Source organism: Amycolatopsis sp. 2-15, from assembly GCF_030285625.1.
Classification (GTDB): Bacteria; Actinomycetota; Actinomycetes; order Mycobacteriales; family Pseudonocardiaceae; genus Amycolatopsis; species Amycolatopsis carbonis.
In genome coordinates this window covers 21,272-39,260 of the sequence record NZ_CP127294.1, presented here as the reverse complement: position 1 = coordinate 39,260, position 17,989 = coordinate 21,272, and the positions used below count along the sequence as shown (strand labels likewise).

At 66.3% G+C, this 17,989-nt stretch carries 16 protein-coding genes; 13 read left to right on the top strand and 3 right to left on the bottom strand.

The annotated features are described in order from the left end of the window. Nucleotides 1–22 precede the first annotated feature (22 nt). The 5 genes from QRX50_RS00145 to QRX50_RS00125 are packed head-to-tail and all read left to right on the top strand — an operon-like array spanning nucleotide 23 to nucleotide 4,133. Nucleotides 23–1,315, top strand: a complete 1,293-nt coding sequence (locus QRX50_RS00145) for a cytochrome P450 (protein ID WP_285969953.1) — start codon at nucleotides 23–25, stop codon at nucleotides 1,313–1,315. A gap of 39 nt (nucleotides 1,316–1,354) precedes the next feature. After that, nucleotides 1,355–2,086, top strand: coding sequence for a MoaF C-terminal domain-containing protein (locus QRX50_RS00140; protein WP_285969952.1), 732 nt, complete (start codon nucleotides 1,355–1,357; stop codon nucleotides 2,084–2,086). Nucleotides 2,087–2,135: 49 nt separating this feature from the next. Beyond that, nucleotides 2,136–2,546, top strand: a complete 411-nt coding sequence (locus QRX50_RS00135; RefSeq protein WP_285969951.1) for a cupin domain-containing protein — start codon at nucleotides 2,136–2,138, stop codon at nucleotides 2,544–2,546. A 37-nt stretch (nucleotides 2,547–2,583) separates the two neighbouring features. After that, on the top strand, nucleotides 2,584–3,492 hold the full coding sequence (locus tag QRX50_RS00130) for an alpha/beta hydrolase (protein ID WP_285969950.1): 909 nt from the start codon (nucleotides 2,584–2,586) through the stop codon (nucleotides 3,490–3,492). Then, nucleotides 3,492–4,133: a DUF5134 domain-containing protein gene (locus tag QRX50_RS00125; RefSeq protein WP_285969949.1), complete on the top strand. Its 642-nt coding sequence runs from the start codon at nucleotides 3,492–3,494 to the stop codon at nucleotides 4,131–4,133. Before QRX50_RS00130 ends, QRX50_RS00125 begins: the two co-directional genes overlap by 1 nt. A 25-nt stretch (nucleotides 4,134–4,158) precedes the next feature. On the opposite strand, the gene QRX50_RS00120 is transcribed toward QRX50_RS00125, so the two are convergent. Next, nucleotides 4,159–5,445 carry an MFS transporter gene (locus tag QRX50_RS00120; protein ID WP_285974765.1) on the bottom strand — a complete coding sequence of 429 codons (1,287 nt, stop codon included), beginning with the start codon at nucleotides 5,443–5,445 and terminating at the stop codon, nucleotides 4,159–4,161. A 462-nt stretch (nucleotides 5,446–5,907) separates the two neighbouring features. On the opposite strand from QRX50_RS00120, the gene QRX50_RS00115 reads away from it, so the two are divergent. Beyond that, a complete protein-coding gene (locus QRX50_RS00115; RefSeq protein ID WP_285969948.1) occupies nucleotides 5,908–6,207 on the top strand; it encodes an EthD family reductase in 300 nt (99 codons plus the stop codon). Between the two features lie 162 nt (nucleotides 6,208–6,369). Here QRX50_RS00115 and QRX50_RS00110 read toward each other — a convergent pair whose 3' ends face one another. Further along, nucleotides 6,370–7,431: a substrate-binding domain-containing protein gene (locus tag QRX50_RS00110; protein WP_285969947.1), complete on the bottom strand. Its 1,062-nt coding sequence runs from the start codon at nucleotides 7,429–7,431 to the stop codon at nucleotides 6,370–6,372. Between the two features lie 1,453 nt (nucleotides 7,432–8,884). Between QRX50_RS00110 and QRX50_RS00100 the strand changes: the two genes are divergently transcribed. From QRX50_RS00100 to QRX50_RS00085, 4 genes are all read left to right on the top strand, one after another. After that, nucleotides 8,885–9,325, top strand: a complete 441-nt coding sequence (locus QRX50_RS00100; RefSeq protein ID WP_285969946.1) for a hypothetical protein — start codon at nucleotides 8,885–8,887, stop codon at nucleotides 9,323–9,325. 143 nt (nucleotides 9,326–9,468) lie between these two features. After that, a complete protein-coding gene (locus QRX50_RS00095; RefSeq protein ID WP_285969945.1) occupies nucleotides 9,469–9,720 on the top strand; it encodes a hypothetical protein in 252 nt (83 codons plus the stop codon). A 960-nt stretch (nucleotides 9,721–10,680) separates the two neighbouring features. Beyond that, nucleotides 10,681–11,850, top strand: coding sequence for an AI-2E family transporter (locus tag QRX50_RS00090; protein WP_285969944.1), 1,170 nt, complete (start codon nucleotides 10,681–10,683; stop codon nucleotides 11,848–11,850). Nucleotides 11,851–12,065: 215 nt separating this feature from the next. Beyond that, nucleotides 12,066–12,761 (top strand): GAF and ANTAR domain-containing protein, encoded by a 696-nt coding sequence (locus QRX50_RS00085; RefSeq protein WP_285969943.1) that lies wholly within the window; start codon nucleotides 12,066–12,068, stop codon nucleotides 12,759–12,761. Nucleotides 12,762–12,893: 132 nt separating this feature from the next. On the opposite strand, the gene QRX50_RS00080 is transcribed toward QRX50_RS00085, so the two are convergent. Further along, nucleotides 12,894–13,103 (bottom strand): hypothetical protein, encoded by a 210-nt coding sequence (locus QRX50_RS00080; RefSeq protein WP_285969942.1) that lies wholly within the window; start codon nucleotides 13,101–13,103, stop codon nucleotides 12,894–12,896. A gap of 778 nt (nucleotides 13,104–13,881) precedes the next feature. Between QRX50_RS00080 and QRX50_RS00075 the strand changes: the two genes are divergently transcribed. The 3 genes from QRX50_RS00075 to QRX50_RS00065 all read left to right on the top strand — a co-directional run bounded on the left by QRX50_RS00075 (nucleotide 13,882) and on the right by QRX50_RS00065 (nucleotide 17,020). Then, nucleotides 13,882–14,472, top strand: coding sequence for an RNA polymerase sigma factor (locus tag QRX50_RS00075; RefSeq protein WP_285969941.1), 591 nt, complete (start codon nucleotides 13,882–13,884; stop codon nucleotides 14,470–14,472). A gap of 702 nt (nucleotides 14,473–15,174) precedes the next feature. Next, the gene (locus QRX50_RS00070; RefSeq protein WP_285969940.1) at nucleotides 15,175–16,566 is read left to right on the top strand and encodes an ice-binding family protein; all 1,392 of its coding nucleotides are present in this window, start codon (nucleotides 15,175–15,177) and stop codon (nucleotides 16,564–16,566) included. A gap of 31 nt (nucleotides 16,567–16,597) precedes the next feature. After that, a complete protein-coding gene (locus QRX50_RS00065) occupies nucleotides 16,598–17,020 on the top strand; it encodes a hypothetical protein (RefSeq protein ID WP_285969939.1) in 423 nt (140 codons plus the stop codon). Nucleotides 17,021–17,989: the final 969 nt, after the last annotated feature.

The window sequence follows — 17,989 nt, the reverse complement described above, 5'->3', positions numbered from 1 at the left end:
ACATCGAAGAGGAAGGCTGCCCATGGACAGCGCTGTCAGCAGCAACGAACCGGCGACCGGGTGCCCGGTCGCGCACACCACCGCGGGTTTCTCGTTCTTCGACCGTGAATACCAGGAGAACCCGGGAGCCTCGTTGGCTTGGGCTCGCGAGAGCCAGCCGGTGTTCTACAACGACGACTCGGACTACTGGGTCGTCACGCGACACGAAGACGTCAAATCTGTTTTCAGCCAGTTCAACAAGTTCTCCGCGGCCATTACGCTGACGCCGGTCACACCCCCTTCCGAAGCGGCGGGCGCGCAACTCGAGAAATACGGCTTCGCGCCCTGCCCCGTTCTCGCGGACTCCGACCCGCCGATGCACCGGCAGTACCGCCGGCTGAACGCTCCGGCGTTCATGCCCGATCGGATCGACCCTCTCGCCTCCTACATCCGGCAGACGACGAACGACTACATCGACCGGTTCGTCGAGCGCGGCCACGCCGATCTCATCGCCGACATGCTCTGGGACATCCCGTGTCTGGTCGCGTTGCAGTTCCTGGGGATTCCTGAGGAGGACGTCGACACCGTACGCAGGCTGGCCACGTCGATGACCGAGTTCGTCTGGGGACGGCCGAGTCCCGAGGAGCAGGTGCGGGCCGCCGACGGGCTCGGCCAGTTCTGGGCGATGGGTGAGCGCGTGATCGGGAAGCTCAAGGAGCTCGACGACCCGCCCGGCTGGCTGGGCCACGCGATCAAGATGCAGCGCGAACACCCGGACGTCATCTCCGACACCTGGCTGCAGACCAATGTCATGGGCGGCGCGATGGCGGCCCACGAAACCACGACGAACGCCACCGCGAACGCGGTCGTGACGCTGCTGAGGAACCGCGACCAGTGGGATCGCCTGTGCGCGCAGCCGGCGCTGATCCCCGGCGCGGTCGAGGAATGCCTGCGGCTCAACCCCTCCGTGGCCGCCTGGCGCCGGATCGCGAAGGAAGACGTGCGTGTCGGCGACGTGACGATTCCCGCCGGAGCGAAGATCCTCATGGTGATCGCGTCGGCGAACCAGGACGACGCGGTGTTCGAGGAGCCCGAACGGTTCGACATCGACCGGGATGCCAAGGCGCACATCGCTTTCGGTGCCGGCACGCACATGTGCCTTGGCAACCACCTCGCGCGGCTCGAGATGGTCATCTACCTCGAGGAGCTGACGCGGCGCCTGCCGCACATGACTCTCGACCACCAGGAGTTCCACTACGTGCCCAACACCTCGTTCCGGGGCCCGGAATCGCTGCACGTCAGCTGGGACGTCGAAAAGAACCCCGTCCTCAGCTGACCGGTGTCCGCGGTCCGACGAAGAACGGAGAAAGCACCCATGACCAGAAACTCCAGCGTGGCCGGGGGCGAGATCGTGTTCACGAACTCGCACGGCAGTCGCGTGTCGCACCGGTTCGGCGCGACGATCGTCGAGTGGAGCTACGAACCCGGGCCCGGTGACCCGCACCCGGTGGTGTCGGGGCGCGACGACTACGAGGCCTTCGAGATCGCGGAAGGGCTGGTGTACACGCAGTTCCACCACCGGGTGGACGTGCCCAACGTGGCCGTCAGCCTCATCCTGGACTTCGACCACGGACGCAGTCTGGCCGTCGTGAGCACGATCGGGGAGCCGGCCGAAGACCGGACCAGGGTGCGGCACACGTTCCTGCCGGGCCTCATCGAGGGCCTGGCGACGAGCGGGACGGAACCGGCGTCCACGGCCGCGCTCCTGGGCCGGCGAGTGCGGTGGACCTACGGCGACGGAAGCCGCTACGAGCACGTCCACCTCGAACCGGGTTCGTACTCGTGGCGCTGCCTGGCCGGCCCCGCGGCCGGGCTCGCCGGTACCGACGAGTGCACGACGTATGAACTACGGCCAGAGATCTACGTCCTCGCCTCGCGGGAAACGGCGGTCCCCTCGGCCTCGGTCACCATCGCCGACCACCGCGACCTCGCGGCCCTGCGCGCATACGGGGCCGTCTTCGGGCTGGACCGGACCGGCGAACGGCCGACGCAGTCCACCTTCGGTGCGGCCGGCGAATTGCTGGGCCACACCGCAACCACGGTCTGAACATCGGACCGGGCGCACCTCGCGCTGGTCCCTGAGGAAAGGAACAGCCATGCTGGCCAAGGGAAACGTCAAGGTCACCGATCTCCTCCACGCCACTCCGCCCACGATTCCCGAGGGCTCGCACGCGATGACGCAGCTCGTCGAACTCCCGCCGGCCGACCCGGGGCTCGCGCCGCACCGCCACTCCGGACCGGTGTTCGGTTATGTGACGGAAGGCAAGATCTTCTTCGAGCTGGAAGGCGAGGAGCCGCGGGAAATCGTTGCGGGGGAGGCGTTCTGGGAGCCCGGTGGTGACGTCGTGCACTACCAGGTCGCGAACCCGGACCCGGACTCGTGGGCGCGGTTCGTCGCCGTGTGCATCTGCGCTCCCGGCGTGGAGATGATCACGATGCTGGAGCCGGAGGAGATCGTGGCCCGCGATCACCTGCGTCACCCGAGCGCCCGGCAGCACCAGGGCTGACCGTCGCCGCGACCGGATCGAAACGAGACGAGGATTCATGTCAGTACTGTCGCGAAGGCCGGTGGCCGACATCGTCGCCCGCAGGTTCGCCGCCAAGATCAACTCGGCGATCCATCCCGCCGGCGAACCTCGGTTCCCTGAAATCGTTGTCCGTACCACCTACGTCAGGGTCGAAACTCGCCACGGTCCGGTCGCCGCGACGCTGTACTTCCCGCCGTCCCCGGTCGGTGTCCCCGGCGTGTACGTCAACGCCCACGGCGGCGGCTTCGTCGTGGGGCAGCGGCAACAGGACGACGCCTGGTGCCGGTTCCTCGCCGCCAACGCCAACGTCGTCGTGCTCAACACCGACTACGCTTTGGCCCCGCAGACGCGGTTCCCCACGCCCGTCGAACAGTTCTACGACGTGGTCAGCTGGGCCTCGGAACCGGAGCGGGACTGGGACGGCACCCGCTTGTGCGTGGGCGGCCAGAGCGCGGGCGGCAACCTGTCCGCGGCCGTGTCGCGGATGGCGCTGGAGAACGGCGGGCCCGCCATCTCGTTGCAAGTCCTGCACTACCCGCCGCTCGACATCGTCACCCCGCCTTCCCGCAAGCCGACCCCGCTGGGCTCGAAAGCGGTGCTGCAGCCGTGGCTCTGCGAGGTCTTCGACACCGCCTACGTGCCCGACCGCGCTCTGCGCCGTCACCGCTTCGTCTCCCCGGCCTGGGGCGACAACGCCGACGGCATCACGGGCATCGCGCCGGCCCTGGTCATCACCGCGGAATACGACCGGCTGCGCAACGAGGCCAAGCAGTACGCGGCGAAACTCGAGGTGGCCGGCGCGCTTGCCGAATACGTCGAGGTGTCCGATGTGGACCACGGCTACGACATCATGACGGACGAGACGGACACGATCCGCCGGATGTACTCGCTGATCACCGGCCACGTCAGCCGTGTCATCGGCTGATGATCCAGGACCTCGTTGTGCGGTGGGTCGTCACCGCGCTCTTCGCTCTCTGCGCGACAGAGCGCGTGCACGGAATCGCCGTCGGCCGCCTTCCTTGGCGGGGCGTCGTCGTGCATTCCTTACACGCGCTCATGGCTCTCGCCATGGCGTTGATGGCGTGGCCGCGCGGTGCCGACCTGCCGACGACGGGGCCCTTGGTGTTGTTCTTACTGGCGGCGGTCTGGTTCACCGCCGTCGCGGCACGGACCGCGGAGCACCGCCGGTCGAGCTCCTACCACGCTCTGATGATGCTCGCGATGGCCTGGATGTACGCGTTGATGACCGACGGCCTGCTGCCGGCACCGGTTTCCGTCACCGGTGCCGGCAGCGACCACGGTTCTTCGATGCCTGCTATGCACATGCCCGGAATGCCTATGTCTGTAGTGTCTGTTGTGGAAGCCCCCGCCGGCACCCCACCGCTCGTCACGATGCTCAACTGGGTGCTCACCATCGGCTCCGCCGTGGCCGGCGCTTGGTGGCTCTCGGAGCTCCTCGCGCGCCGCCGCACCAAGCCACCCGCCTCGGGCCGGGCCCAGCTCACCATCGCCACCCAGGCCCTGATGGCGGCGGGCATGGCTACGATGTTCGCCGCGATGATGTAGCCCCCAGTTCACTGAGCACGGCTTCCTACGACTCCTTTGTGGAGCTGATGTGCCGCTCCAGCACCGCTGACTCACGTGGCCGGACGCCCAGCGCGATGGTGACGATCGCGCCGGCGACCATGCAGGCGCCGACGACCCACAAGCCCGTGCGCTGGGTGCCGGTCAGGTCGCGCAGCCAGCCGGTGATGTACGGCGCCGCGAAGCCGGAGATGTTGCCCAGGGAGTTGATCAGTGCGATGCCTCCCGCGGCGGCGGCTCCGGCGAGGAAGTTCGAGGGCAGCGCCCAGAACGTCGGCAGCGCGCAGCACACGCCGGCGGCGCAGATCGTCACGGCGACCATCGCGGCGTAGGGGTTGCCGAGGTACAGCGCGATCGGGATCGCGACCCCGCCGATCAGCATCGGCAGCGCCACGTGCCATTTGCGCTCGCCTGTGCGGTCGCCGTGGCGTGCCCAGAACACCATCACCGCCGCGCCGATCACGTACGGGATCGCGTTGACCAGCCCGGACTGGACCACGGTCAGCTTCGTGCCGAACTCCGTGCCGAACCCGGCGATGATCGTCGGCAGGAAGAATCCGAGCGCGTACAACCCGTAGGCGATGGCGAAGTACACGAACGCCAGCGCGAGGATCCGCGGGTGGGTGAGTGCCTTCTTCAGCGGCCAGTGGTGCTCGGCGACGGTCGCTTTCCGTTCGTTTTCCAGCTCGGTGACGAGCCACCGCCGTTCGTCCGCGGTGAGCCACTTCGCTTTCTCGGGCTTGTCGGTGAGCCAGAACCAGGTCGCGAAGGCCAGCAGGATCGCCGGAACACCCTCGACCAGGAACATGAACCGCCAGCCTTCCAGGCCGAACAGCCCGTGGCCGCCGACGATCAGAAGGCTGGAGATCGTGGAGCCGATGGCGGAGGAGACCGGCACGGCGACCATGAACAGCGCCACGGCCTTCGCACGCTGCGCGGCGGGGAACCAATACGTCAGGTACAGGATGATGCCGGGAAAGAAGCCGGCTTCGGCGACGCCGAGCAGGAATCGCAGGATGATCAGCGTGGTCGCGTTGGGCACGAAGGCCAGCACCGTCGCGAGGACACCCCAGGTGATCATGATCCGCGCCAGCCAGCGCCGGGCGCCGAACCGGTGCAACGCGAGGTTGCTCGGCACTTCGAGGATCAGGTAGCCGAGGAAGAAGATGCCGGAGACGAACCCGAACGCCGTGGACGTCAAGCCGAGGGCTTTGTTCATCCCGTTGGGGCCGGCGAAGCCGATGTTCACCCGGTCCAGGTAGTTCACGAAGTACAGCAGCGCCAGGAACGGCATGATCCGCACCGCCACTTTGGCGAGCACGCGATCACCGGACACGCTGGTCTCCCTTGACACGGACAGTCCCCAATCTTCTCGACCGTAGCACAACGAGCGCTGTCGGTGACCGCCGACAGCGGGCCGGCAACACGCTACAGGCACAGGGAATTCGGTTGCAGCACGCGCAATCGCGAGACCCGGCTGCCCGCTCGTCGACTCCGGGGAGCCGTTCGACACCGGTTACCGACCGCCGGTTGAGAGGCAGTTGCGACACGAGCGGCAAATTGAAGATCCTCGTGCGCGACCGCGAAATTCGAGATGCTGTACCTGGAATCGCGCCGACCACGTTGTCCGGTTTCCTCCGAGTCATCGGAGGCAGGGCAACCTGGACGCGAGGATCTCTGCTCCATGCCTTCGGGTCGTGCAGCTCGTCGGCCGCAAGATGGCCGATCCCATGTGAACTGTCGAGAAAGGACTCCGATGCACCGTCTCACTGTGCTCTACCGCCCGCCGGTGGACCCGGAGCACTTCCGTGAATACTACGTCAACACGCACCTGCCTTTGGCCGCGAAACTCCCCGGCCTGATCCACTCGGACTACTCGCTGGACGTGGCCGGACTCGGCGACGAAAGCCCGTACTTCGCGGTCTTCCACGGCGACTTCGAATCAGCTCAGGCCATGGTCGCCGCACTCGGGTCCGCAGCGGGCACAGCCGTGGCCGGCGACGTACCGAACTACGCCACCGGCGGCGTCGAGATGATCCATTACCCGCTGGCCTGAGCCGTGGTTCAAGAGGGGGGACTCGCCGCTTTCACTGCGGAGGAATCAGGACAGAAGATCAACTGGACGTCAAGCCCGCGCCGGCATGCTCGCCGAGGTTGGTAATCCGCGGGTACCGGCGTTGCTCAGCCCGTGGACTGCAGCTGAGTCGGGCGCGAATCGTCAGATGCTGGCCAGGATGTCGAAGCCTGTGTGGTCCGCGGTCGCCAGATAGACGGTCTGCTCGGTCCGTGCACGATCGACAAGGATGTTGCCCCGGGGGCCGTGGTAGCGAGAATGCTCGGCAGTCGCGCGCAGCTGATCGACGTTGCTGGAGCCGTTCCGGTTCACCAGCTCGGCCAGCATCCACAGTCCTTCGTAGCAGGATTCGCCGGGCGCGTTGAGCACCGGAGCCTCGGGACCGAACCGGCGGACGTAACGGGCGCCGAACTGGAGACTCTCGGCCGTGGGCAACGCTTCGAAATAGCCTGAGGCGACGAACACGTCCTGTGCCGACGAGGCACCTATCTCTTGGAGCATGTTCTCGTCCATGAGTGTCGAGAACCTGGCGCATTGGTCTTGCAGGCCGCGGCGGGCGAACTGCTGATTGAACTCGACCGAGTCACGCCCGACCAGGAACATCAGTACCCCGTCGCAGTCACTGTGCTCGATCTGTCGCAGGACGGCACTGAAGGCCGACGTACCGAGGTCCACGAACGCGGCGCCGTCGACCCGCACCTTGTGATGGTCCCGGAAGAACTGTCGGGCGAGCGCGGTGGAGCGGTGCGGCCATGCGTAGTTGTTGCCGATCACGAACCATCGCCGCACGCCGATCTCGTCGGCCATCCAGGTCAGGGCAGGAAGCAGCTGGATTTCGGGGGTCTCACCGATCGCGAACACCCCGGGCGTTGACTCGCCACCTTCATAGAGGGCGGTATAGACATACGGAACCCGCCCTCGTACGCGGGGAGCCAGCCGCTGGCGCACCGCGGAGAGATGCCAACCCACCACAGCGTCTATCTGTCCGGCGGTGATCAGTCGATCTACCTCGGACGCGACCCGATCCGCGCCCGCCCCGCCGTCGATGACCCTCAGCTGCACCGGACGGGCGAGCACACCGCCTGCATCGTTGATTTCCTCGGCCGCCAGCCTGGAACACAACACGCTGGACGCCCCATAGATCGCCGCAGGCCCCTGCAGCGGGACGACCAGCCCCACCCTGAAAGGCGCCTGCCGCTCGGACATCACTGCGCCGATCCCGGACCGACGCATTCCTCCGGAACGTCCATGGCCGTTCGAACCCTGGCGACGGCGGCGATATTCCCCCCGACTCCTCCGAACTGGATGCCCTCGGGCGAGGGAGGTACCAGCCGGCAGTCGATGGCGTTGTGGTTGCCGCCGGTCCGGCGCTGCCGGGATGGGCAAAAATTGAACGTTGACGAGTCGAAAAACCGCTCTGCCTAGATCTTTCGATCTGGTGGGCGGTGTTTCGTCACTGTGGACCTCAGGGGAGCTTATTGCAACCCGAAAGACCAGGTCAGAGCCCTGGAGCGGCTCTGGAAGAAGCTCCCCGGCCTCGCCGCACCCCAGCGGCTGCCAGCCGAGCGGGAGCGGCCTCGGCGTGCCCGGCAACTCGATGAAGATCAAACCCAACAGCTGTCCTGAACAAGCTGCGCGAACACGGCATCCCCACCCGAGGCCCCCACGGATGCCCACGTGTCGAAACAGGTGACCCTCGATGAGCCGGCCCAAGGCTACGTCCAATCAATCAGGAGCTTCGGTCCTTCAAGTCGTCACCGTGATCATGGGCACCGTCATAGGCCTCACTTTCCTGTTTGACTTCGGCAATGTCCTCAGCCTCGCACTTCGCCTCGGAGTGCCAGCCTGGGTATCTCCGCTTGTGGCGCCTGCGGTCATCTCTCGATCCTCGGGCTTCTGCTCGGCACTCGACATCTGGCACTCCACGGCGCCCCGCAAGATGTACTGCGCCCTGTTCAGCGGCTGCTGATCTTCGCGAGCGGGGGACCCTTGCGCTGAACGTGGCGGATCCTCTGTCTTCTGGTGAGTTCGGCAAGGCGGCGTTCGACGCGGTCGGGCCGCTTCTCCCAATCGGGTAGGTCGAAGGTAGGACCCGACTTGCTGCGAGCGGTCAGAGTGACCGCCCCGACGACAAAGGGCTGCGAGTTTCGAGATTCGGAGCCGGACGCCGACGAGAAGGTCGACGGCGAGAGCGTGCTCGATGCCGTATTGCCGCAGACGAGGCGGCGAGAGGACGCTATGCACCGGGTCGCGCGCGCCCGGTGGCTCGTCAAGACCGTCCGCGCTGAGTACGGCACGCGGGCTTTCCCGACGCTGGGAAAGGTCATTGAGAATGACAGAGAAGAAGAGCGCGACAGCGTGAACGCCTCGACAAGAATGGAAGCGTCACTCGGGGATCGACGATCGGGATCGGCATCAACCGACTCTAGCTCTGTGGTTCCCGGTCTTCGTGGGTCCTGCCACGGTGTCCGCACTGTCGGTCCATTGCCCCGCCTCACTTATTTCGCCTAAAGCCTCTGCGGACACGCTGAGGAAGCGCCGCATCACGCCGCGAGGGCGTCGACAACGAGGAAGTCGTCGCCTGGTGACCACGGAGGGCTGGTGGCGCTTGCGTGGGAGCGGTGCGCCGGCCGGCGGCCTGGCAGGTTAGCTTGCTCGGGTGAGTCTCCTCGATGATGTGGCCGAGCGCGACGGCTGGCGGTGCTGGGTGTGTGACGAAACGGTCGACCCTGACATGTCGGTCAACGACCCGCGGGGGCCGAGCGTCGACAGCCGGACCGCTGACCGGAAGGCCAAGGTCGCCGAGCGGCTCGCGCACCGCGGATGCAACACCCGCAAAGGCGCGGTCAAGGTCGTCATCGGCTGGCCGGAACGTCTGCACGTGGTCGAACCAGCGCCGCTGATCACCGTTGCCGGAAGACTCGAGCGCAAGGGGGGCCGCGAGATGGTGGCCCGTTGTCCGACCAAGCAGGACGCACAACAGGCGGCGGATTGGCTGGTGGACCGGTTCTCCCGGCTGGTGCCAGGGCTGCCGGTGACCGCCGGCATCGAGGCGGGCGGCGGGCAGTTCCTCGTCATCCTGGCCACCGGCCGCCGCTGACAGGGGGATCACCAAGCGCACACTCGCCTCGGCACGGTGAGGACCACCGGCACTGGTCACATCACCCCGCTCGCAGGTGGGGTTCGAGCGCGTCCCAATCGCTGCTGCCGCATACGGGGAGGCGTGGGCATGGTGGACGGGCGGTGCGGGAGCTTGACACGCCGAAGACCGAGTGGGCCATCAACCTTCCAAGCGGACGGCCGGAGAAAGAGGCCCTCGCGCAGAGAACTCCTGCTACGAGGCTTTTGCTGACCCCGACTTCGTTCGAGTTGAGACCACACAGCGCCGGTTCCGCGGCCAGTACCTTCGACGGCTGCGACGCCTCGCAGCGCGGTATGACCACCGACACCTCGCTGATTGATCAGTCGTTCCGCACCGGTGGAGGATTGGGTTGATCGCGGCGAGCATGGCGGCCAACTGGCCCGCGCCGTGCTGCACAGGTTCCGGCCGTCGTAAGGTGCAGCCCTAGCCGTACTCGCTTGAAATACAACGCCAGTGCGGACCCGACGGCGATGCCGATCCAGCTTCCGATCCCTGCAAGCACCTCCACACCCAGGTGGACGCGGTCGGGATCTTCCCGAACTGCTGGTAGATCACCATCTCGACCGGATTGACGGCCGGGTTCATCGCCGCCGGTGAACACAAAGTGACCACGGCGCCCGCGATCACAGGAAGATCAGGTCACCTGGTCTTCGCCCGACCGACAGCGAGACCCGGCGACGCCCGCTCGCGGCATCCGACTTGGCGTGTGCCGAAAGCTCGTTGTTGCCACCCGCTGCTGCCTCGGACTCATCGTATTTCGCTCGGTCGACCTTCACCGCGTCCGCCCAACTCGCGACCACGACAACCGGGGAAGAACTGATCGGCTCATCGGCCGGCCGCATCACCGCCGGCCGCGACGGTGCGCTGTCGACCAGGGCAGTTACCCGGTTGGCAATGCCCGAACTACCACCACGAGCCGGACGGAACGTGGTGGGCCTGCTTGACCGCGCCGGGCTGGTGCCGCTGCCCGTCGTGTTCGGAAGAGGCTCATATCGGGTATGTCCCCCTGATGGACGAGTCCCGAGGTGCGGGAGGCCGGTCGGGGTGTACGGCGGATGCACTCCGAAAAGTCGGTCCGGAGGTGGTTTGCACTGAGCGCCGTCGAAGGCCTGGTGTGGGCGGTCAGCGCGTTCAGGGTTGCCGCGCTTCAAGCACCGGCCCGAGGCGTGAGCCGGGCAGGCCCGCGCCTTCGAGGGTTCCCCAGTTGAGAACGCACCGAATGGGTCGACAACATACCCGCCGGCGCGGCCATTGTGTCCGGCACGCGCGGGGACGGGGCCCGGCAACCGGGCCAAGGAAAGGTCGGGTGCCCCATGAAAAGCGATGAAACCGAGTCCCAGCACGGTGTGCGGACTGCCGCGGAGGTACGCGCGGCGGTGCCCTATGGGCTACGTGTCGGGGCTGCCGTCTTCGGTCGCCTGCTGATCGTCGCCGGTGGCCTGGCGTTGATCGGGTACGTCGCGGTCAAGCTGGCCACGGTGCTGGTACCGGTCGCGGTGGCACTGCTGCTCGCCGCGCTGCTCGCACCGACTGTCTCCTGGCTGGCCCGGAAGAAAGTCCCCCGCGGGGTAGCCACCGCGGTGGTGCTGATCGGTGGTCTGGCTGTGGTGGGCGGGGTGGTCACCTTCGTGGTCATCACGGTCACCGCGGGCATGCCCGAGCTGATCGACCAGATCCTGCGCACCGTGGACGAGTTGCGTACCTGGTTACGCACCGGGCCACTGCACGTGAGCCAGGGTCAGATCGACGGGATGCTGAACCAGCTGACCACCACACTGAGCGAGAACCAGTCGGCCATCGCCTCCGGCGCGCTGTCCACCGCCGTCACAGTCGGCGAGCTGGTCACCGAGTTCCTGCTGATGGTGTTCTGCTTGATCTTCTTCCTGGCCCAAGGCGGGAGGATCTGGTCGTTCACGATCCGTGCCGTCCCTGTTCGGGTGCGGCATCGGGTGGACCTGGCGGGGCACGCCGGGTTCAGCACACTGGCCGGCTACATTCGCGGCACTGCAGCTGTGGCGGTCGTGGACGCCATCGGTGTCGGTGTCGGCTTGCTCATCGTCGGCGTGCCGCTGGCCGCGCCCCTGGCCGCGCTGGTGTTCGTCGGCGCATTCGTCCCGGTGGTCGGCTCCGTGGTCGCCGGCGCGGTCGCGGTACTCGTGGCGCTGGTGACCGGCGGGGTCCTCCCGGCCATCATCGTGCTCGCCATCGTAATCGGTGTGATGCAGCTGGAAAGCCATGTGCTGCAGCCGTTTCTGCTCGGCCGCGTCGTACGCCTGCACCCCCTGGCCGTGGTCCTCGCCCTGGCCACAGGGCTCGTCACCGCGGGCATCGTTGGAGCCCTGCTCGCGGTCCCACTGCTCGCGGTGCTCAGCTCGGCCCTGCGCAACTTCGCCGCCCCGCCGCAAGCCGATGCCGCGACCACGGCGACCGACGGCCCGAGCGCTGGCCCCGAGGACTCTTCGGGGCGGCAAACCTCGGCGTAGGGGGAGGTCAAGCCGCGCCGTTCCACTGGTCGCACGCGCCACCAAGACACACTTCGCACGCCTCGATGACCCCACGTACGCGCTCCACCGAATACCCTGCCAGGTCAGGGCCTGCCGCTGAGACCCCGCGGCGCGCCCCGCCCCGCTTTTCCCGCATCATCGCGACGAGTCCGCTAGGACCTCGTTCTTGCTCGACCGGCGTAGGAGGAGACGTCATGCCCCAGTCCGACGACCCCCAGCGTGAGAGCCTGAGCAGCGTGCTCGGTGCGATCGCGCGCACCCTGCAGTCCGAGCCGGACGTCGACCGGACCCTCGCCGCGATCGTCAAGGCTGCTGTGGATCACGTTGACGGCGCTGAGCAGGCGGGGATCTCACTGGTCGAGAATGGCCGGATCCGGACTGTCGCCCCCACCGGCGAGGCCGTGGTCACGGTCGACGAAATCCAGTACCACACCGGCCAGGGGCCGTGTCTCGACGCGATCGCCGAACACCACGTCTACTGCACCGGCAACCTGCTCGGCGAACGTCGCTGGCCGGCCTTCGCGCCCGAAGCCGCGGAGACCGGCATCCGCTCGATGCTGTCCTACCGGCTGTTCATCACTCACACCACCCTCGGTGCCCTCAACCTCTATTCCACCCAGGTCGGCGCGTTCAACGACCAGACCGAGCAGGACGGGCAGGTGTTCGCCGCCCACGCCGCGATCGCACTCGTCGGCGCGCAGACCGAAGCCCAGCTGCACGCCGCGATCGAAACCCGTGACGTCATCGGCATGGCCAAGGGCATCCTCATGCAACGCCACGACCTCGACGACGTCCAAGCCTTCCACATGCTCGTCGAGACGTCCCAGAACACCAACATAAAACTGCACCAGGTCGCCACCTGGCTCGTCGAACACCGCCGCGACCTCTGACTGGCCACGCCGGAGGCATAACAGCTCCCGTCAGCGGGAACCCGCGGTCGAGGTGGGGCCGGTTAAGCAGTCAGCCGACCGCCACCGCAAAGCTCCTTCACTGCAGTCGCAGTCACAGCGAGCGTTTTGCGGTCAGTGCGACGCGAGTTCGTCGGGGGCCGAGTTCGCAGACCGTGTGCGGGGAATGGCAGGGCGATAGTCGAATTTGGACACGACGATGCCGTCGAGGTCTTCGTCGGGGCGTCGGGGCGTCGGGCCGCGGAGCCGTATGCCGTGGCCGGTGTCGGCGTTCGCGGCCTGCTTGCAGTGACAAAAATCCAAATAACCAGACTTGTAGTCCATTTGGGCGTACATCTTGGGGTTACTTGGCGTTGTCGGCGCCGAGTGTCTACTGTTTACTCAGTTAGCCGTGACCTTTTTCGGGGCGACTCACCCGGCTCCCGTAATGAGGCGATCTTCCGGTTATCCGGCCCAGAACCTCGCCGGTTCGAATACTCCATCGGCGAGGGGTAGCACATTGGACGGCAATCCTGGTAGCACCATCCCGATTCGCAACCGGCGCGGCGTGCGGCGGGCGGGTGTCGGACGAGGCCGGGCGTGGCGACGCCGTCCGTGGCCGGGCGCACACACGATCGCCAGGGCCGGTCAGGGCACGACGATCACCGAACTCCTGCAGGGGGCCACGGCTGGCACCGCATCCGCCCGGGATGCTTTGGTCGCGCAGTTGCTTTCGGATGTCCTGACCGCTCGTGACGACACCGCTGGCAGTGCGTCGACCGCGAACGGCGTCGGGCAGCTGGCTGAGCGGCCCCTGCTGGGCGGCGTAAACAACCCCACCTGCGCGCTGCGGCACCTCGCGCAAAGGCACTGTGGCGACACGGGATTCGATCCTGGTGGGCGCAGCGTCCGTGGCTGCGGGTCACACGTCAGCCCACGACGCCCGGGTTCCCGTGGAGACCAACGGCTTTACCGCTCCAGCCAGGGCCTTGCCGGCGCCGGCACGATGTCCGCCCGGGCCGGTTTTTCCGCTCGCTCCCTTGGCTGATCTCCACCAGCGCGACGGCATCACATTCACGCCCGAAACCATAGCAACCCCAGACCAGGTGAAGGCGAGCCATTCATGACCGCCGAGCTCACCGATCTCGTCCGCTTGGGTGAGATCTCTCATTACGGACAGCTGTTCGAGCTGCACTTGGCCGGCGCGAACCAGATTGCCCGCAGATGCACCTTCAATTTGTCGAACGCCGATGAGTTGGTATCTCAAGCTTTCGAGAAGACGCTCATGGCCTTGATCAGGGGGGCGGGTCCTAGTGACATCACGTTCGCCGCATACTTGAATACCGTTATCCGCAATGAAGTGGCTTCCAGTGCCCGAGCAGAGGAAAGAGAGAGGGCGCTGGTCGAGCACTTGTGGTCAGCGCCACCCGACGAAAACTTCTGGGACCACCGCGAATCATGCGTGCAGGATTCATTGATTCTGACAATCGCTCTCAGGGCATTCAGCCAGCTGTGCCCTCGCTATCGCGAAGTACTGCACATGACAACCATCAACCGCCAGTGCAAGCGTGCCGTGTGCGACACGCTGAAAACCACTCCCAACGGTGCTGACGCCTTGGCTTATCGTGCGCGGAAGGAGCTGCGCCGAAGGTTCTGCAAGGAAAGGGTCAACGCCGACCATTTCACTGCCAACGCTCCCCGTGCTCTCCCGTAGGTGTCGTCTCGTTGAAACGTTCGTCGCGCTGGTGGGCACTCTCCCTCGACGGCGAAGGCGACCCCGGCGCGGTCTTCATCTTCCAGACCGACGCCGCGTTCAACACCGTCGCCGCCAGCATCGTCCCGGCTCGTCAACGGACGAACGCGTCGGCGCACCGGGTAGCGTGGCACCTTCGAACGCGTCCGCCGGTCCTCAACCCCACTGTTTCGGCGGGCGCAGCAAGCAGTGCCATATCGATGCGGCGCAGCTTGAGGCGGACCTCATCGCGGACCGCCAGGCGAAGACCCAGTTGTTCCAGGCCTCGCCGTTGGTCGGTACGGTGGTGACCTGAGGCAATGCAGGTCCTCGTGTTGATCGTCGGTCGGCAGTTCGGACGGTGAGTTCGTGCGTCGGCGACGACGTCGGTGGCCGGCTGCGGAGTTCACGAGTTCCACGCTCTCGCGCGTCGCACCGGGTTACAAAATTCTCGTTCGAGTGAACATTTAGCTCCACGTTCGAGTGAACATCGTTCAGTGACCTGGTGATGACCGTTGCGGCGGGTTTAGCGTTTCACCCACGTGGTGACCGTTTTGCGGAAGTCTTTCCGCAGCCGGTGGGGCGTACTTCTTCAATTCGCTGCTACGTGTTCTGTGCGTGGGAAAGTTCTCTCGGCCCAGACCTTGCCGGACTCGAATGTCGAATCGACGGAAGGCAAGGCGAATGGACGGCGATCCCGCCAGAATAAGCTCGGTTCGAGGATCACGCCGTGCGCGTTGGTGCGCGGCCGGGGGTCTCGGTGTGGTGGTGAGCGTCCTGCTTCTGGTGGGAGCCCTGCCCGCGCCAGAGGCGTCCGCCGCGGAAGCGCCGGTCGGGCTGGGCACGGCCGAGTCCTACTCCGTGCTGGGTGGGCAGACCGTGACCAACACGGGTCCCAGCACGTTGAGCGGGGATCTCGGAGTCAGTCCGGGAACCGCGATCACCGGTTTCCCGCCCGGTACCGCGGCGGGTGCCACACACGCGGCGGATGCCGCGGCCGCTCAGGCCCAGTCTGATCTCGTCACCGCTTACAACGACGCTGCCGGACGCGCGCCGACCGCGAGCGTCGCCGACGATCTGGTCGGTCAGACGCTGACCGGCGGGGTCTACAACTCCACGGGCCCGCTCTCACTCAGCGGAACCCTGACCCTGGACGGCCAAGGCGACCCGAACACCGTGTGGATCTTTCAGGTGGCGTCCACGCTGATCACGGCCTCGGCCAGCGACGTCAACCTCGTCAACGGTGCCCAGGCGTGTCACGTGTACTGGCAGGTCGGCAGCTCGGCAACGCTCGGCACGACCTCGAACTTCGTCGGCACGATCATGGCGCTGACCTCGATCACGGTGACCACCGGCACGGTGGTCGCCGGTCGCGCACTGGCGCGCAACGGCCAGGTGTCCCTGGACGACAACACGTTCACCACACCCGACTGCGACACCACCACACCCACCACCGACACGACCAGCTCCACGACGCCCACCACCACGACCACCGGTGACACCGACACGACGAGTCCGACGACGACGAGCGATTCGGATACGACGAGCCCGACGACGACGACGACGACGAGCGATTCGGATACGACGAGCCCGACGACGACGACGAGCGATTCGGACACGACGAGCCCGACGACGACGACGAGCGATTCGGATACAACGAGCCCGACCACGTCGACGAGCGATTCGGACACGACGAGCCCGACGACGACGACGAGCGATTCGGACACGACGAGTCCGACGTCGACGAGCGATTCGGACACGACGAGCCCGACGACGACGAGCGATTCGGGCACAACTAGCAGTTCGACAACCACGACGACGGGCACGGGCTCTTCCGACAGCAGCGCGGAGACGACGACCAGCTCGAGTGGCCTCGGTGCGAGCTGGACCGACAGCGGCTCAAACGGCAGCGGTCGAGGGTTCCCGGACTATCCCACCGGGCCCTCGAACCTCGCCAGCACCGGCGCCAGCCCGCTGCTTGGTCCCCTGGTCGGCCTCGGATTCCTCCTCATCGCCCTTGGTGGATTGCTTCTCTTCGTCCTGCGCGCCCGCAAGTTCCGGCGTCAGTCCGAATGAGACGGACGACTCTACTCGAGAAGGCGATCACATGATCGATATCTTTCGGTCGGCGCTGTGCATCACCGGTGCGGACCATCTCGAAATCGGCCCCTCATTGTCCGCCGTCGCCGGTCATCTCGTACATGAAGTAGGTGAGCTTCGAGCACAAGGACAGTTTCCGGAGCGGGCAGCGGTGTGTGTCGACGTCGCTCCGGATCATCGTGAGCTCGACGTTCGGATCGAAGGTTTGTCGCCTGAGTGCGATCCCGATCTTAAGGAGACCATGGCTGCGATTCGCTGCGTCTTCGAGCTCGCGAGCCATGCCAATGTCGTCGACGTCACTGGTGCTGTCGCCCCGCTGTTCACCGTTCGCATTCTCGCGGTCGATCAGGAAGGGGTGCCCTACTCCGGACTCATCGGCGCCGGCATGGGCGACATCCACGCTACGGTCACACATCACACGCTCTGGTGAGCGCTGAGGGGCCGGCCGTCCGGAATCTCGTAGCAGGGCGCCTGTCCTCGTGCCCTCGCGTGTACGGCAGCGGTCGCGAACCTGGAACCGCCGGGCACGAACGAAGACCGGGGTTCGCACCGTGGCGGCAGACTTGCGCCAGGCAGCGCCGGAGCGCCGGCAGTGGTGCCACCCAGGCGCCTGACGACATCGCGGCTGAGAAGTCACCGCCCCGGTGCGCCGCCGCTCGACCTTGAACGTCACGGTGGTGCAAACTGGACGGACGCTGGTTCTCGTCGTGGACGGTGTCGTGGATCAGCACACCGCGCCCACGATGAGAGAAGCACTGGAGACGGCATAGCTCGACGGCCCCGGCGTCTCGTGGTGGACTGTCCGAGGTCCGATTCCTGAACTCCACCAGGCTCGAGGTCCTGCTGCGCGCGTGGCGGAACGCAGCTCCGCACGCCGACCTGCGGCTGGTCGCCACGAGCCGCGCGACCTGGCGCCCGCTGCAAATCACCCGGTTGCCCGAACAGTTGGTCATTCATGCTTCACGGGCCTCCGCCCTCGCGGTTGACGCGAAGGCTGAGTGGTTCGCCGGCAGGCCGTTTACCAGGACCGGCAGGCTGAACCGTGTCGGCGGAAAGTTGGTCGTGGACGGAGAGTTTCTCGTCTTCAAGCCTCTGTGGGGACTCGGAGTGCGAAAACGTTACAGGGTAAGTGAAATCACCGAAGCGACAGCGCCCCAGAATGTTCCTCCCAAGCTGCGTCTACATCTGTGGAACCGGAAACCTGTCGATTTCATGATCTTGCCCGCCCGCGATACTCCTGTCTGGTCAGACGATGTGACAGCGAGAAATCACGCTGTATCAACCATCTCGGCTCTGTTGCCCAATCATTGAGCTGTCTCCCACGGCGGCTGACCACGGCAGAGCCGAGGTTTACGGACCTGTCAGTACCAGCCGCAGGGTGACTAGACCTCCGATCGTC

Coding starts and splice junctions, on each gene's coding strand:
- QRX50_RS00145 (WP_285969953.1), top strand. CDS start 23: ATGGACAGCGCTGTCAGCAGCAACGAACCGGCGACCGGGTGCCCGGTC.
- QRX50_RS00140 (WP_285969952.1), top strand. CDS start 1,355: ATGACCAGAAACTCCAGCGTGGCCGGGGGCGAGATCGTGTTCACGAAC.
- QRX50_RS00135 (WP_285969951.1), top strand. CDS start 2,136: ATGCTGGCCAAGGGAAACGTCAAGGTCACCGATCTCCTCCACGCCACT.
- QRX50_RS00130 (WP_285969950.1), top strand. CDS start 2,584: ATGTCAGTACTGTCGCGAAGGCCGGTGGCCGACATCGTCGCCCGCAGG.
- QRX50_RS00125 (WP_285969949.1), top strand. CDS start 3,492: ATGATCCAGGACCTCGTTGTGCGGTGGGTCGTCACCGCGCTCTTCGCT.
- QRX50_RS00120 (WP_285974765.1), bottom strand. CDS start 5,445: ATGCCGTTCCTGGCGCTGCTGTACTTCGTGAACTACCTGGACCGGGTG.
- QRX50_RS00115 (WP_285969948.1), top strand. CDS start 5,908: ATGCACCGTCTCACTGTGCTCTACCGCCCGCCGGTGGACCCGGAGCAC.
- QRX50_RS00110 (WP_285969947.1), bottom strand. CDS start 7,431: ATGTCCGAGCGGCAGGCGCCTTTCAGGGTGGGGCTGGTCGTCCCGCTG.
- QRX50_RS00090 (WP_285969944.1), top strand. CDS start 10,681: ATGAAAAGCGATGAAACCGAGTCCCAGCACGGTGTGCGGACTGCCGCG.
- QRX50_RS00085 (WP_285969943.1), top strand. CDS start 12,066: ATGCCCCAGTCCGACGACCCCCAGCGTGAGAGCCTGAGCAGCGTGCTC.
- QRX50_RS00080 (WP_285969942.1), bottom strand. CDS start 13,103: ATGGACTACAAGTCTGGTTATTTGGATTTTTGTCACTGCAAGCAGGCC.
- QRX50_RS00075 (WP_285969941.1), top strand. CDS start 13,882: ATGACCGCCGAGCTCACCGATCTCGTCCGCTTGGGTGAGATCTCTCAT.
- QRX50_RS00070 (WP_285969940.1), top strand. CDS start 15,175: ATGGACGGCGATCCCGCCAGAATAAGCTCGGTTCGAGGATCACGCCGT.
- QRX50_RS00065 (WP_285969939.1), top strand. CDS start 16,598: ATGATCGATATCTTTCGGTCGGCGCTGTGCATCACCGGTGCGGACCAT.